Annotated in this window: 1 protein-coding gene; it reads right to left on the bottom strand. The window is 71.2% G+C overall.

All coding sequences use genetic code 11. The features are described 5' to 3' along the window. Positions 1 to 16: 16 nt before the first annotated feature. Positions 17 to 17,305, bottom strand: a complete 17,289-nt coding sequence (locus tag OIE13_RS16645; protein WP_326830206.1) for an SDR family NAD(P)-dependent oxidoreductase — start codon at positions 17,303 to 17,305, stop codon at positions 17 to 19. Positions 17,306 to 17,328: the final 23 nt, after the last annotated feature.

The raw sequence follows: 17,328 nt of genomic DNA on the forward strand, positions 1-17,328 counted from the left end.
CAGACACGGGCTCGAATCACAGATCTTTCGAGCGGCCCAGTTCGTTGTCGATGAAGCTGAGGATTTCCTCGGTACTCGCCGATTCGAGCATGTCGGCGACAGCGATTTCACTGGTTTCCGTGCCGCTCTCGCTCACCTTCGCCAGCAGGTGCCGCAGCCGGGTCGCGATGCCGTTCCGGGTGAGATCGTCGAGCGCGTTGCCGGAAAGAGCGGTCTCGAACCGGTCGAGATCGGCCAGCAATGACAGCTCTACCGCGGTGTTCGCTCCGGGCGCGATTTCCTCCAGAAGGTATTCGGCGAGGCTGGCGGGAGTGGGGTAGTCGAAGATGATGGTCGCCGACAGCTGCAGCCCCGTCACCGCGTTCAGCCGGTTGCGCAGCTCCATGGTGGTGAGGGAGTCGAAGCCCAGCTCACGGAACTCCCGTCCCGGCTGGATCGCGTCCACCGACTCGTGCCCCAGCACCGCCGCCGCCTGAGTGCACACCAGTTCCATCACCAGCCGCACCCGCTCGGCCTGCTCCAGGCCCGCCAGCCGCCGCACCAGCTCCGCGTCCCCGCCCGCGAGAACGGAGACCGCCGACCGGCGCCCCGCACGCACCAGGCCCCGCATCAGATGCGGCACCTCGCCCATCGCCCGCAACGCCGACAGCTCCAGTCGCACCGGCACCACCATCGCCCGATCCGACCCCACCGCCGCCTCGAACGCCGCGAGCCCCTGCTCGGCCGACAACGCCGGCATACCCGTCCGGCTGATCCGCCGCATCTCGATCTCACCCAGCGTGCCGGTCATCCCCGCGTCCTGGGCCCAGGCACCCCACGCCAGCGACAACCCCGCCAGCCCCGCAGCCCGGCGCACCTGAGCCAGCGCGTCCAAGAACACGTTGGCCGCCGCGTAGTTACCCTGACCAGGCGCTCCCACCACACCCGCAAGCGAGGAGAACACCACGAACGCCGCCAGGTCCAGGCCCCGGGTCAGCTCGTGCAGATACCAGGCCGCATCCACCTTCGGCCGCAACACCGCATGCAACCCCTCCGCCGACAGCGACGGAATCGTCCCGTCGGCCAGCACACCCGCGGTGTGAATCACCGCGGTCAGCGGATGCCCGGCATCCACACCGGCCAGCAGCGCCGCCACCTGATCCCGATCCGCCATGTCACAGGCGGCGATCTCCACCTCGACCCCGTGCGCGATCAACTCGGCCCGCAACTCCAGCGCACCCGGAGCCTCCAGACCCCGACGGCTGGCCAGCAGCAGATGCCGCACACCCCGCTCGGCCACCACATGCCGCGCGAACAACGCACCCAGACCACCGGTGCCACCGGTGATCAGCACCGTGCCCTCCGGGTTCCAGACCCGGGGCATGGTCAGCACGATCTTGCCGGTGTGCCGGGCCTGGCTCATGAACCGGAACGCATCCCGGCCCCGGCGCACATCCCACGCCGTGAACGGCAACGGCTCCAGCTCACCCGCCGCGAACAACCCCATCAGCCCGCCCAGCATCTGCCGCAACCGCTCAGGCCCGGCATCCAGCATGTCAAACCAGTGATACACCAGCCCGGGGAACCGCTCCTGGTCGCGAATGTCGAGCTTGCCCAACTCGACGAACCGGCCGCCCGGACGCAGCAGCCGCGCCGAGGCGTCGATGAACTCCCCGGTCAGCGAGTTGAGCACCACGTCGATGCCCCGCTCACCGCAGACCGCGCGAAACCGCTCCTCGAACTCCAGGCTCCGCGAGGACGCGATGTGATCGTCCGGGATGCCCAGCGAACGCAGCACGTCCCACTTGGCCGGGCTGGCCGTGGCGAACACCTCCACCCCCAGCCGCTGGGCCAGCTGAATCGCCGCCATGCCCACACCGCCGGTGCCGGCGTGCACCAGCAGCCGCTCGCCCTCCCGCAGCCCGGCCAGGTCCATCAGCCCGTAGTAGGCCGTCAGGAACGTCACCGGGATCGTCGCGGCCTGCTCGAACGAGACCCCATCGGGGATCTTGGCCAGGGCTCGGGCGTGAGTGACCGTCACCGGGCCGAACGAGCCTTCGGCCAGACCGACCACCCGGTCGCCCGGGTGCAGGTCGTCGACCTCGGGGCCGACCTCCAGCACCACCCCGGCGGCCTCACCACCCATCAGGCCGACCTTGTCCTGGAACCAGCCCAGCGCGTTCAACCCGTCCAGCAGGTCACGGAAGTTCACCCCCGCCGCGTGCACCGCCAGCCGTACCTGCCCGGCCTCCAACGGCGCGGTCGCCTGCGGGAACGCGAGCAACTCCAGCGCGTCCAGGCTGCCCTTGGCCCGGCTGCCCAACCGCCACGCCACCTCACCGGCCGGCGGCAGCAGACCCGCCCCCGACACCAGCGACGCCAACCTCGGCGCCCACACCCCACCGTCACGCACCGCCACCTGCGGCTCACCCGACGTCGGCAGACCGGCCAGAATCCCCGGCAATGCCGACAGCGAGGACTCCTGCCCGTCCACGTCGACCAGCAGGAACCGGCCCGGATTCTCCGACTGGGCACTACGCACCAATCCCCACACCGCCGCGGCCGCCAGATCGGCGACCACCTCGCCATCACCCGCCGCGACCGCCCCCCGGGTGACGAACACCAGCCGCGACTCGGCGAACCGCTCCTCGGCCAACCAGCCCTGCAACAGTCCCAGAACCCCGGCCGTCACCTCATGCGCCGAAGCCACCACCTCCACCGCCGACCCGGCCGCGACCTCGGCCAGCACCACCCCCGGCACCGACCCCGCCTCCGCCAGCGCCGACAGATCACGATGAACCGCGACCGACTCCCACCTCCTCGCAAGACCCAGCGCGTCCGGCTCGAACGCCGCGAAGCCGACCATCGCCACCGGCACCGGGTCGGCCACGGTGACCTCGGAGAGCGTGGTCCACTCCAACCGGAACAGCCCATCGCGCTCCATCACCTGGCCACCACCCGCGGCGGCGATCTGACCGGGCAAGAACGGACGCAGCACCAGCGACCGCGCCGACAGCACCGGCTCCCCGGCCGCGTCCACCGCCGTCAGCGTGACCGAGTCGGCAGCGGTCCGAAGCAGCCGCACCCGCAACATCGCCGCACCTGCCGCCTGCAGGCTCACCTCACTCCAGGAGAACGGCAACCGGCCACCCTCCACCGGATCCAGCCCGACGAACGGCACCGCGTGCAACGCCGCGTCCAGCAACGCCGGATGCACCCCGAACGCACCCGCACTCGACTGCGCCTGCTCGGGCAGGACGACCTCGGCGAACACCGCACCGTCGACACCCCGCCAGGCCGCCCGCAACCCCTGGAACACCGGACCGTAGGCGAACCCGCCCGCGGCCATTCCCTCGTACAACCCATCCGTCTCGATAGCGGTCGCGCCCTGCGGCGGCCACACCGCCGCGTCGAACGGCACCGCGGGAGACGTGCCGGTCGCGAGCACACCGGCAGCCAAAGTGCCGGTCGCGTGCCGCACCCACGGCACATCGTCCGCGGCCTGCGCCGACCGGGCGTACACGTTCACGCTCCGGCGGCCCGACTCCTGCGCGGCGCCCACCCACACCTGCACCGCGACGGCGTCGGTCTCGCCCAGCACCAGCGGCGCGGTCAGCGTCAGCTCCTCCACCACATCGCAGCCGACCTGGTCACCCGCCCGGATCGCCAGCTCCAGGAACCCGGTACCCGGGAAGATCACCGTCCCGGCCACCGCGTGATCGGCCAGCCACGGATGCGACCGCACCGACAGGCGCCCGGTCAGCAGCACACCGTCGGAGTCGGCCAGCCCCACCGCGGCGCCCAGCAGCGGATGACCGGCTGTCGCCAGCCCGGCCGCGGCCACGTTGCCCACCTGGGAACCGGCCCCCTCAGGCCAGTACCGCTGGTGCTCGAAGGCATAGGTCGGCAGATCGACCCGGCGCCCGCGCGGAAGCACCGTCTGCCAGTTCACCGGCACGCCGTGCACGTGCAGACGAGCCAGCGCCTCGGTAACGGCCTCCTGCTCGTCCCGGCCCCCGCGCAACACCGGCACCAGCACCACGTCCGAATCCGGCCCGGAGGCCGGTTCCACGTCCGAGCCGGACTTTGAGGCCTGATTCGCGGCACTCGGGCCCGAGTCCGCCATCAGCGTGTCCTGAGCCATGGCGGTCAGCACCCCGTCGGGGCCCAGCTCCAGATACGCCCGCACACCCTGCGCGCGCAGGGTGCGGATGCCGTCGGCGAAGCGGACCGCTCCACGCACCTGATCCACCCAGTAGTCCGGCGAGCACAACTGCTCGGCCGTGGCCGCCTGCCCGGTCAGGGTGGACACGATCGGAACCCTCGGCGCGCCATAGCCGAGCCTGCTCGCCAGCGCACGGAAGTCCGCCAGCATCGGCTCCATCAACGGCGAATGGAACGCATGCGACACCCGCAACCGCTTCGTCCTGACCCCCCGCCCCTCCAGGGCGGCGGCGACCTCAAGGACCGGCTGCTCGACCCCGGAGATCACCACCGAGACCGGGCCGTTCACCGCCGCGACCGACACCTCTTTCTCCCGCCCGGCCAGCAGGGCGGCGACCTCCTCCTCAGAGGCCTGCACCGCCACCATCGCCCCACCGGAGGGGAGCGCCTGCATCAACCGCGCCCGGCCCGCCACCAACGCACACGCATCCGACAGGGACAACACCCCGGCCACATGCGCCGCGGTGATCTCCCCGATCGAATGCCCCGCCAGCACATCCGGCCGCACCCCCCACGAGGACACCAGCCGGAACAACGCCGTCTCCACCGCGAACAGGGCCGGCTGCGCCCACCCGGTCCGATCCAGCAACCCCGCCTGCGCCTGGTCACTGCCCGGCTCGGCGAACAGCACCTCGCGCAGCGAACCGTCCAGCAGCGGATCCAGCTCGGCGATCACCGCATCCAACGCCGCCGCGAACACCGGGAACCGCGCATACAGCTCCCGGCCCATCCCCGCCCGCTGGCTCCCCTGACCGGTGAACAGGAACGCGAGCCGCGGCTCCGCTCCCGCCGCTCCGTGCACCACACTCACGCTTGGCAGATCCTCGGCCAGCGCACCCAGCCCGGCCAGCACACCCTCACGATCAGCGGCCAGCACCACCGCCCGATGCTCGAACGCCGACCGCGTCGTGGCCAGCGAGAACGCCGCATCGGCCAGCCCCAGATCAGGCTCGCCGGCCAGGACCGACACCAGCCGCCCGGCCTGCGCCCGCAACGCCTGACCCGTCTTCGCCGACACCAGCACCGGCACCACACCCGCGGCAGGCACCCGGTCCTGCGGAGTGTCTTCTTCCGCCGATGTTTCCGGCCCTTGTTCGAGGATGACGTGCGCGTTGGTGCCGCTGATCCCGAACGACGACACCCCCGCCCGGCGCGGACGACCCGTCCGCGGCCACTCCACCTGCTCGGTCAGCAGCTCCACCGCACCCGCCGACCAGTCCACATGCGAGGACGGCGCATCCACATGCAGCGTCTTGGGCAGCACGCCGTGCCGCATCGCCAGCACCATCTTGATCACACCCGCCACACCCGCGGCGGCCTGGGTGTGACCGAGGTTCGACTTGATCGCGCCCAGCAGCAGCGGCCGATCGGCTTCACGGTCCTTGCCGTAGGTCGCCAGCAGCGCCTGCGCCTCGATCGGGTCACCCAACCTGGTACCCGTACCGTGCGCCTCCACCGCATCCACCTCGGACGGCGACAACCCCGCACCGGCCAGCGCCTGACGAATCACCCGCTGCTGCGACGGACCGTTCGGCGCGGTCAACCCGTTCGACGCCCCGTCCTGGTTGATCGCCGACCCACGCATCACCGCCAGCACCTCATGCCCGCTACGCCGAGCATCCGACAACCGCTCCAGCACCAGCACGCCCACACCCTCAGACCAGCTCGTACCGTCCGCACTGTCGGCGAACGCCTTGCACCGCCCATCGGGCGACAACCCGCCCTGCGCGCTGAACCCGATGACCCCCATCGGTGACGCCATCACCGTCGTACCGCCGACCAGCGCCAGCGAGCACTCCCCCTGCCGCAGCGCCTGCGCCGCCAGGTGCATCGCCACCAGCGACGACGAACACGCCGTGTCCACCGACACCGCCGGACCCTCCAACCCCAGCATGTAGGACAGGCGGCCCGACAACACGCTGGCCGACATACCGGTGACGCCATGGCCTTGCACATCCGTCTGAGTGCTCACGATCAGGCTCGTGTAGTCCTGGCCGTTGGTGCCCACGAACACGCCGGTGTGGCTGCCCTTGAGCGAGACCGGGTCGATCCCGGCCCGCTCGACCGCCTCCCACGCCCCCTCCAGCAGCAACCGCTGCTGCGGATCCATCGCCAGCGCCTCACGCGGCGAGATCCCGAAGAACCCCGCGTCGAACCCCGCCACATCCGCCAGGAACCCACCCTGAACATCGAGGCCCATCCCAGACAGCAACTCCGGATCCCAGCCCCGATCGGCCGGAACCGGCGAGATCGCCTCCCCGCCCTCGGACAGCAACCGCCACAGCTCTTCCGGCGAGTTCACCCCACCGGGAAACCGGCAGCTCATCCCCACGATCACGATCGGATCGTCCGCCGTCGACGCCCTCGGCCCGGCCACCACACCCGAGACCGCCGCCTGGTCCTGCCGGCCCAGCAACTCCGACACCAGGAACCGCGCCAGCACGAGCGGCGTCGGATAGTCGAACACCAGCGTCGCCGGCAACCGCAACCCGACGGCGATGTTGAGCCGGTTGCGCAGGTCCACCGCGGTCAGGGAGTCGAAGCCCAGCTCACGGAACTCACGTCCGGGCTGGACGTCCTCCCCCGAGGCGTGACCCAGCACCACCGCCGCCTGAGCGCGCACCAGCTCCACCACCAGCCGAACCCGCTCGGCCTCCTCCAGCCCCGCCAACCGCCGCACCAGCTCCGAATCCCCACCCACCGAAGTGGAGACCGCCAGGCGGCGGCCCGCACGCACCAGGCCCCGCATCAGATGCGGCACCTCGGGGAACGTACGCAGCACCGACAGCTCCAGCCGCACCACCACCACCATCGCCCGATCCGACCCCACCGCCGCCTCGAACGCCGCGAGCCCCTGCTCGGCCGACAACGCCGGCATACCCGTCCGGCTGATCCGCCGCATCTCGATCTCACCCAGCGTGCCGGTCATCCCCGCGTCCTGGGCCCAGGCACCCCACGCCAGCGACAACCCCGCCAGCCCCGCAGCCCGGCGCACCTGAGCCAGCGCGTCCAAGAACACGTTGGCCGCCGCGTAGTTACCCTGACCAGGCGCTCCCACCACACCCGCAAGCGAGGAGAACACCACGAACGCCGCCAGGTCCAGGCCCCGGGTCAGCTCGTGCAGATGCCAGGCCGCATCCACCTTCGGCCGCAACACCGCATGCAACCCCTCCGCCGACAGCGACGGAATCGTCCCGTCGGCCAGCACACCCGCGGTGTGGATCACCGCGGTCAGCGGATGTTCGGCCGGGACCTGCGTCAGCAGGGCCGCCACCGCGTCCCGGTCGGCCATGTCGCACGCCGCGATGGTGACCTCGACCCCGTGCGCGATCAACTCGGCCCGCAACTCCAGCGCACCCGGAGCGTCCAGACCCCGGCGGCTGGCCAGCAGCAGATGCCGCACACCCCGCTCGGCCACCACATGCCGCGCAAACAGCCCGCCCAGACCACCGGTACCACCGGTGATCAACACCGTCCCCTCCGGATCCCAGACCCGGCCGGCGTCATCACCGGAGACATCAACGGGAACATCGGTCGGGACGTTGCCGGACGCCACCCGCGCCAGGCGCGGGACCAGAACGTCACCCTCGCGCACCACCGCCTGCGGCTCACCCGACGCCAACGTCCCCGGCAGCACACCGCGCAAGGCCGACAGCGAGGCCTGGTCCTGGTCCATGTCGACCAGCACGAACCGGCCCGGGTTCTCCGACTGCGCACTGCGGACCAGCCCCCACACCCCGGAAGCCGGAAGATCCGCTACCACCTCGCCGTCACCCGACGCGACCGCGCCCCGGGTGACGAACACCAGACGCGAATCGGCGAACCGGTCATCGGCCAGCCACCGCTGCACCACATCCAGAACGCGAGCGACCAGCGCATGCGCCGACTCCACCACCCCGGCCACCGGATCCGAGACCACCTCCGCGAGCACCACCGCCGGCACCGGACCCGCCTCGGCCAGCGCGAGCAGATCCGCATGCACCGGCACCACGTCCCCGGCCACCCGCAACGCCACCGCGACACCCAGCGTGTCCCGGCCGAGTACCGCCACCGGCACCTGGTCGGCTTCCGGCAGACCGCCTACCGCAGCCCATTCCACCCGGAACAGCGTGTCCTGCCCGGCCCCGCGACCATCGGAGAGCGCCAGCTGCCCGGCCGAGACCGGCCGCAACACCACCGAGCGCGCCGACAGCACCGGCTCCCCTGCCGCGTCCACCGCGCTCAGCGACACCGCATCCGGCCCCGTCCTGACCAACCGCACCCGCAACACCGAAGCACCACCCGCGTGCAGGCACACCTGCTCCCACGAAGACGGCACCAGGCCACCCTCCACCGGCTCCAACCCGGCGAAGGCCACCGCGTGCAGCGCCGCATCCAGCAGAGCCGGATGCACCCCGAACGCACCGGAGTCCGACACCGCCTGCTCGGGCAGCGCCACCTCGGCGAACACCTCACCGTCGACACCCCGCCAGGCCGCCCGCAACCCCTGGAACACCGGACCGTAAGCGAAACCGTCCTCGGCCAGCTCCTCGTACAACCCCTCCAGCTCGATCGCGGTCGCCCCGGCCGGCGGCCACACCGCCACCTCAAACGGCGCGACCTCCGAAACACCGGCCGCGAGCGTGCCGGTCGCGTACCGCACCCACGCCACCTCATCAGCCACGCCCGCCGACCGGGCATACACGTTCACGCTCCGACGGCCCGACTCCTCCTTGGCACCCACCCACACCTGCACCACGGCCGCGCCACCCGCACCCAGCACCAATGGAGCGTCCAGGGTCAACTCCTCGACCAGGTCGCAGCCGACCTGGTCACCCGCCCGCACCGCCAGCTCCACGAACGCCGAACCCGGCACCAGTACCGAGCCCTCCACCACGTAATCGGCCAGCCACGGCTGCGCACTCACCGACAACCGACCGGTCAGCACCACCCCGTCGGAGTTGGCCAGCGGCATCGCCGCGCCCAGCAGCGGATGACCCGTCGCGGCCAATCCTGCCGCCACCACGTTCCCTATACCGGAACCGGTGTTCTCGGGCCAGAACCGCTGGTGCTCGAAGGGGTAGGTGGGCAGGTCAACCCGGCGCCCGCCCGGCAGTACCGATCGCCAGTCGACCGGCACCCCGTGCACATGCAGCTGGGCCAGCGCCGTCATCGCCGCCATGGGCTCGTCCCGCCCCTTACGCAGCACCGGCACCAGCACCGAGGGCAACTCGTGCCCATGTGCCTCCGGCTCGGTCGCGATGGTGTCCTGGGCCATGGCGGTCAGCACCCCGTCGGGGCCGAGCTCCAGATACGCCCGCACACTCTGCGCCTGCAGGGTGCGGATGCCGTCGGCGAAGCGGACCGCTCCACGCACCTGGTCCACCCAGTAGTCCGGCGAGCACAGCTGCTCGGCCGTGGCCGCCTGCCCGGTCAGGGTGGACACGATCGGAACCCTCGGCGCGCCATAGCCGAGCCTGCTCGCCAGCGTGCGGAAGTCCGCCAGCATCGGCTCCATCAACGGCGAATGGAACGCATGCGACACCCGCAACCGCTTCGCCCGCACCCCCCGCTCCGCCAGCGCCGCGGCGATGTCGAGAACCGGCTGCTCGGCCCCGGAGATCACCACCGACGCCGGGCCGTTCACCGCCGCGACCGACACCTCCTTCTCCCGCCCGGCCAACAGCTCGGCGACCTCCTCCTCAGAGGCCTGCACCGCCACCATCGCCCCACCGGAGGGAAGCGCCTGCATCAACCGCGCCCGGCCCGCCACCAACACACACGCATCGGCCAGCGACAACACCCCGGCCACATGCGCCGCGGTGATCTCCCCGATCGAATGACCCGCCAGCACATCCGGCCGCACCCCCCACGAGGACACCAGCCGGAACAACGCCGTCTCCACCGCGAACAGGGCCGGCTGCGCCCACCCCGTCTGATCCAGCAACCCCGCCTCGACCGACCCCGGCTCGGCGAACAGCACCTCGCGCAGCGAACCGTCCAGCAGCGGATCCAGCTCGGCGATCACCGCATCCAACGCCGCCGCGAACACCGGGAACCGCTCATACAGCTCCCGGCCCATCCCCGCCCGCTGGCTACCCTGACCGGTGAACAGGAACGCGAGCCGCGGCTCCGCCCCGGCCACCCCGCGCACCACACCCGCACCCGGACCGTCCTCGGCCAGCGCACCCAGCCCGGCCAGCACCCCCTCACGATCAGCGGCCAGCACCACCGCCCGATGCTCGAACGCCGACCGCGTCGTGGCCAGCGAGAACGCCGCATCGGCCAGCCCCAGACCAGGCTCGCCGTCCAGGACCGACGCCAGCCGCCCGGCCTGCGCCCGCAACGCCTCCACCGACCGGCCCGACACCAGCACCGGCACCACACCGGCAACCGGTGCGTGGTCCTGCGGAGCGTCCTCGTCCGCGGCTTCCGGAGATTCCACCGCTTGTTCGATGATTACGTGGGCGTTGGTGCCACTGATTCCGAACGACGACACCCCCGCCCGCCACGGCCGATCCACCCGAGGCCAAGACCTGGCCTCGGTCAGCAGCTCCACCGCACCCGAGGCCCAGTCCACATGCGAGGACGGCGCATCCACATGCAACGTCTTGGGCAACACGCCGTGCCGCATCGCCAGCACCATCTTGATCACACCCGCCACACCCGCGGCGGCCTGGGTGTGACCGAGGTTCGACTTGATCGCGCCCAGCAGCAGCGGCCGATCGGCTTCACGGTCCTTGCCGTAGGTCGCCAGCAGCGCCTGCGCCTCGATCGGGTCACCCAACCTGGTACCCGTACCGTGCGCCTCCACCGCATCCACCTCGGACGGCGACAACCCCGCACCGGCCAGCGCCTGACGAATCACCCGCTGCTGCGACGGACCGTTCGGCGCGGTCAACCCGTTCGACGCCCCGTCCTGGTTGATCGCCGACCCACGCATCACCGCCAGCACCTCATGCCCGCTACGCCGAGCATCCGACAACCGCTCCAGCACCAGCACGCCCACACCCTCAGACCAGCTCGTACCGTCCGCGGCGTCGGCGAACGCCTTGCACCGCCCATCGGGCGACAACCCGCCCTGCGCGCTGAACCCGATGACCCCCATCGGTGACGCCATCACCGTCGTACCGCCGACCAGCGCCAGCGAGCACTCCCCCTGCCGCAGCGCCTGCGCCGCCAGGTGCATCGCCACCAGCGACGACGAACACGCCGTGTCCACCGACACCGCCGGACCCTCCAACCCCAGCGTGTAGGACAGCCGGCCCGACAACACGCTGGCCGACATACCGGTGACGCCATGGCCTTGCACATCCGTCTGAGTGCTCACGATCAGGCTCGTGTAGTCCTGGCCGTTGGTGCCCACGAACACGCCGGTGTGGCTGCCCTTGAGCGAGACCGGGTCGATCCCGGCCCGCTCGACCGCCTCCCACGCCCCCTCCAGCAGCAACCGCTGCTGCGGATCCATCGCCAGCGCCTCACGCGGCGAGATCCCGAAGAACCCCGCGTCGAACCCCGCCACATCCGCCAGGAACCCACCCTGAACATCGAGGCCCATCCCAGACAGCAACTCCGGATCCCAGCCCCGATCGGCCGGAACCGGCGAGATCGCCTCCCCGCCCTCGGACAGCAACCGCCACAGCTCTTCCGGCGAGTTCACCCCACCGGGAAACCGGCAGCTCATCCCCACGATCACGATCGGATCGTCCGCCGTCGACGCCCTCGGCCCGGCCACCACACCCGAGACCGCCGCCTGGTCCTGCCGGCCCAGCAACTCCGACACCAGGAACCGCGCCAGCACGAGCGGCGTCGGATAGTCGAACACCAGCGTCGCCGGCAACCGCAACCCGACGGCGATGTTGAGCCGGTTGCGCAGGTCCACCGCGGTCAGGGAGTCGAAGCCCAGCTCACGGAACTCACGTCCGGGCTGGACGTCCTCCCCCGAGGCGTGACCCAGCACCACCGCCGCCTGAGCGCGCACCAGCTCCACCACCAGCCGAACCCGCTCGGCCTCCTCCAGCCCCGCCAACCGCCGCACCAGCTCCGAATCCCCACCCACCGAAGTGGAGACCGCCAGGCGGCGGCCCGCACGCACCAGGCCCCGCATCAGATGCGGCACCTCGGGGAACGTACGCAGCACCGACAGCTCCAGCCGCACCACCACCACCATCGCCCGATCCGACCCCACCGCCGCCTCGAACGCCGCGAGCCCCTGCTCGGCCGACAACGCCGGCATACCCGTCCGGCTGATCCGCCGCATCTCGATCTCACCCAGCGTGCCGGTCATCCCCGCGTCCTGGGCCCAGGCACCCCACGCCAGCGACAACCCCGCCAGCCCCGCAGCCCGGCGCACCTGAGCCAGCGCGTCCAAGAACACGTTGGCCGCCGCGTAGTTACCCTGACCAGGCGCTCCCACCACACCCGCAAGCGAGGAGAACACCACGAACGCCGCCAGGTCCAGGCCCCGGGTCAGCTCGTGCAGATGCCAGGCCGCATCCACCTTCGGCCGCAACACCGCATGCAACCCCTCCGCCGACAGCGACGGAATCGTCCCGTCGGCCAGCACACCCGCGGTGTGGATCACCGCGGTCAGCGGATGTTCGGCCGGGACCTGCGTCAGCAGGGCCGCCACCGCGTCCCGGTCGGCCATGTCGCACGCCGCGATGGTGACCTCGACCCCGTGCGCGATCAACTCGGCCCGCAACTCCAGCGCACCCGGAGCGTCCAGACCCCGGCGGCTGGCCAGCAGCAGATGCCGCACACCCCGCTCGGCCACCACATGCCGCGCGAACAGCCCGCCCAGACCACCGGTACCACCGGTGATCAACACCGTCCCCTCCGGATCCCAGACCCGGCCCGCCACGTCGCCCAGGTCAGAGCCGGGCGCCACCCGCGCCAGGCGCGGCACCCACACCTCACCATCGCGCACCACGGCTTGCGGCTCACCTGAGGAAAACGCCCCGGCCAACACCCCCGGCAGCCCTGACAGCGGGGACTCCCGATCCACATCGATCAACAGGAACCGGCCCGGGTTCTCCGACTGCGCACTACGCACCAGACCCCACACCGCCGCGGCCGCCAGATCGGCGACCACCTCGCCGTCGCCCGCCGCGACCGCGCCCCGGGTCAGGAACACCAGCCGCGACTCGGCGAACCGCTCCTCGGCCAGCCAGCCCTGCAACAGATCCAGCACCCGGGCGGTCAGCGCATGCGCCGACTCCACCACCCCGCCCACCGGATCCGAGACCGCCTCCACCATCACCACGGCCGGCACCGTGCCCGCCGCCAGCGACGACAGCTCCGCGTGCACCTCCACCGCAAGGCCACCCGGCTCCCCGGCCACCCGCAACGCGGGAGCAACACCCAACGCGTCCGCACCCAGCACCGCCACCGGCATCGACGACGTCTGACCGGCCTCCGGCAAAGCACCCGCGGGCGCCCACTCCACCCCGAACAACGACTCCCAGCCCACGCCGACACCACCGGAGAGCGCCAGCTGCTCGGCCGGGACCGGCCGCAACACCACCGAGCGCGCCGACAGCACCGGCTCCCCTGCCGCGTCCACCGCGCTCAGCGACACCGCATCCGGCCCCGTCCTGACCAACCGCACCCGCAACACCGAAGCACCACCCGCGTGCAGGCACACCTGCTCCCACGAAGACGGCACCAGGCCACCCTCCACCGGCTCCAACCCGGCGAAGGCCACCGCGTGCAGCGCCGCATCCAGCAGAGCCGGATGCACCCCGAACGCACCGGAGTCCGACACCGCCTGCTCGGGCAGCGCCACCTCGGCGAACACCTCACCGTCGACACCCCGCCAGGCCGCCCGCAACCCCTGGAACACCGGACCGTAAGCGAAACCGTCCTCGGCCAGCTCCTCGTACAACCCCTCCAGCTCGATCGCGGTCGCCCCGGCCGGCGGCCACACCGCCACCTCGAACGGCGCGGCTTGCGGAGCACCGGCCGCGAGCGTGCCGGTCGCGTACCGCACCCACGCCACCTCATCAGCCACGCCCGCCGACCGGGCATACACGTTCACGCTCCGACGGCCCGACTCCTCCTTGGCACCCACCCACACCTGCACCACGGCCGCGCCACCCGCACCCAGCACCAATGGAGCGTCCAGGGTCAACTCCTCGACCAGGTCGCAGCCGACCTGGTCACCCGCCCGCACCGCCAGCTCCACGAACGCCGAACCCGGCACCAGTACCGAGCCCTCCACCACGTAATCGGCCAGCCACGGCTGCGCACTCACCGACAACCGACCGGTCAGCACCACCCCGTCGGAGTTGGCCAGCGGCATCGCCGCGCCCAGCAGCGGATGACCCGTCGCGGCCAATCCTGCCGCCACCACGTTCCCTATACCGGAACCGGTGTTCTCGGGCCAGAACCGCTGGTGCTCGAAGGGGTAGGTGGGCAGGTCAACCCGGCGCCCGCCCGGCAGTACCGATCGCCAGTCGACCGGCACCCCGTGCACATGCAGCTGGGCCAGCGCCGTCATCGCCGCCATGGGCTCGTCCCGCCCCTTACGCAGCACCGGCACCAGCACCGAGGGCAACTCGTGCCCATGTGCCTCCGGCTCGGTCGCGATGGTGTCCTGGGCCATGGCGGTCAGCACCCCGTCGGGGCCGAGCTCCAGATACGCCCGCACACTCTGCGCCTGCAGGGTGCGGATGCCGTCGGCGAAGCGGACCGCTCCACGCACCTGGTCCACCCAGTAGTCCGGCGAGCACAGCTGCTCGGCCGTGGCCGCCTGCCCGGTCAGGGTGGACACGATCGGAACCCTCGGCGCGCCATAGCCGAGCCTGCTCGCCAGCGTGCGGAAGTCCGCCAGCATCGGCTCCATCAACGGCGAATGGAACGCATGCGACACCCGCAACCGCTTCGCCCGCACCCCCCGCTCCGCCAGCGCCGCGGCGATGTCGAGAACCGGCTGCTCGGCCCCGGAGATCACCACCGACGCCGGGCCGTTCACCGCCGCGACCGACACCTCCTTCTCCCGCCCGGCCAACAGCTCGGCGACCTCCTCCTCAGAGGCCTGCACCGCCACCATCGCCCCACCGGAGGGAAGCGCCTGCATCAACCGCGCCCGGCCCGCCACCAACACACACGCATCGGCCAGCGACAACACCCCGGCCACATGCGCCGCGGTGATCTCCCCGATCGAATGACCCGCCAGCACATCCGGCCGCACCCCCCACGAGGACACCAGCCGGAACAACGCCGTCTCCACCGCGAACAGGGCCGGCTGCGCCCACCCCGTCTGATCCAGCAACCCCGCCTCGACCGACCCCGGCTCGGCGAACAGCACCTCGCGCAGCGAACCGTCCAGCATCGGGTCCAGCTTCGCGATCACCTCGTCCAACGCCTTCGCGAACACCGGGAACCGCTCATACAGCTCCCGGCCCATCCCCGCCCGCTGACTGCCCTGACCGGTGAACAGGAAGGCGAGCTGCGGCTCCGTAGCCACCCCGCACACCACACCCGCACCTGGCAGATCCTCGATCACACCCCGCAGCCCGGCCAGCACACCCTCACGGCCATCGGCCAGCACCACCGCCCGATGCTCGAACGCCGACCGCGTCGTGGCCAGCGAGAACGCTGTATCGACCAGCGCCGTCTCACCGCGGTCCTTCATGTGCGAGACCAGCCGCTCGGCCTGCGTCCGCAACGCCTGACCTGTCTTCGCCGACACCAGCACCGGCAGCACACCCGCGGCAGGCACCTGGTCCTGCGGAGTGTCTTCTTCCGGCGTTTCCGGTCCTTGTTCAAGAATTATGTGCGCGTTGGTGCCGCTGATCCCGAACGACGACACCCCCGCCCGGCGCAGGCGACCGGTCTCCGGCCATTCCGCCGGCTCGGTCAGCAGCTTCACCGCACCGGCGGACCAGTCCACGTGCGAAGAGGGAGTATCGACATGTAGCGTCTTGGGCAGCACACCGTGCCGCATCGCCAGCACCATCTTGATCACACCGACCACACCCGCTGCCGCCTGCGCATGACCGAGGTTCGACTTGATCGCCCCCAGCAACAGCGGCCGACCCTCGTCCCGGTCCTGCCCATAGGTCGCCAGTAGCGCCTGCGCCTCGATCGGGTCACCCAGAACCGTGCCGGTCCCGTGCGCCTCCACCGCGTCCACCTCGGACGACGACAAACCGGCGCTGACCAGTGCCTGGCGGATCACCCGCCGCTGCGACGGGCCGTTCGGCGCCGTCAACCCATTGGACGCACCGTCCTGATTGATCGCCGAGCCACGCATCACCGCCAGCACCTGATGACCGTTGCGCCGGGCGTCCGACAACCGCTCCAGCACCAGCATGCCCACACCCTCGGACCAGCTCGTACCGTCCGCGGCGTCGGAGAACGCCTTGCACCGCCCATCGGGCGCCATCCCGCTGCCCTGTAGGCCGAACCCGACCAACACCATCGGCGACGTCATCACCGTGATACCGCCGGCCAGCGCGAGCGAGCACTCCCCCGACCGCAGCGCCTGCGCCGCAAGGTGCAATGTCACCAGCGACGACGAGCACGCGGTGTCCACCGACACCGCCGGGCCCTCCAACCCCAGCGTGTAGGACAGCCGGCCCGACAACACGCTGGCCGCCACACCGGTGACGCCATTGCCCTGCGCATCCGCCGGAGCCCTCATGATCAGGCTCATGTAGTCCTGGCCGTTGGTGCCCACGAACACACCGGTGGAGCTGCCCTTCAGCGAGACCGGGTCGATCCCGCCCCGCTCGATCGCCTCCCACGACGTCTCCAGCAGCAACCGCTGCTGCGGATCCATCGACAGCGCCTCACGCGGCGAGATCCCGAAGAACCCCGCATCAAACCCCGCCACATCCGTCAGGAACCCGCCCTCGCACCCGGCACCCACCGCTGACAACAACTCCGGATCCCAGCCCCGATCGGCCGGAACCCGCGAGATCGCGTCCTCACCCTCGATCAGCAACCGCCACAGATCCTCAGGAGAGTTGACCCCACCTGGAAAGCGGCACGCCATCGACACGATGGCGATCGGCTCCTGCCTGCCCGACTCCACCTCTTCGAGCCGTCGGCGGGTCTCGTGCAAATCGGTGGTGACCCACTTCAGGTACTCGACGAGCTTCCGGTCTTCGGACATGAGAGTGGCCCTTCACATTGTTC

This window comes from Streptosporangium sp. NBC_01810, from assembly GCF_035917355.1.
Classification (GTDB): domain Bacteria; phylum Actinomycetota; class Actinomycetes; order Streptosporangiales; family Streptosporangiaceae; genus Streptosporangium.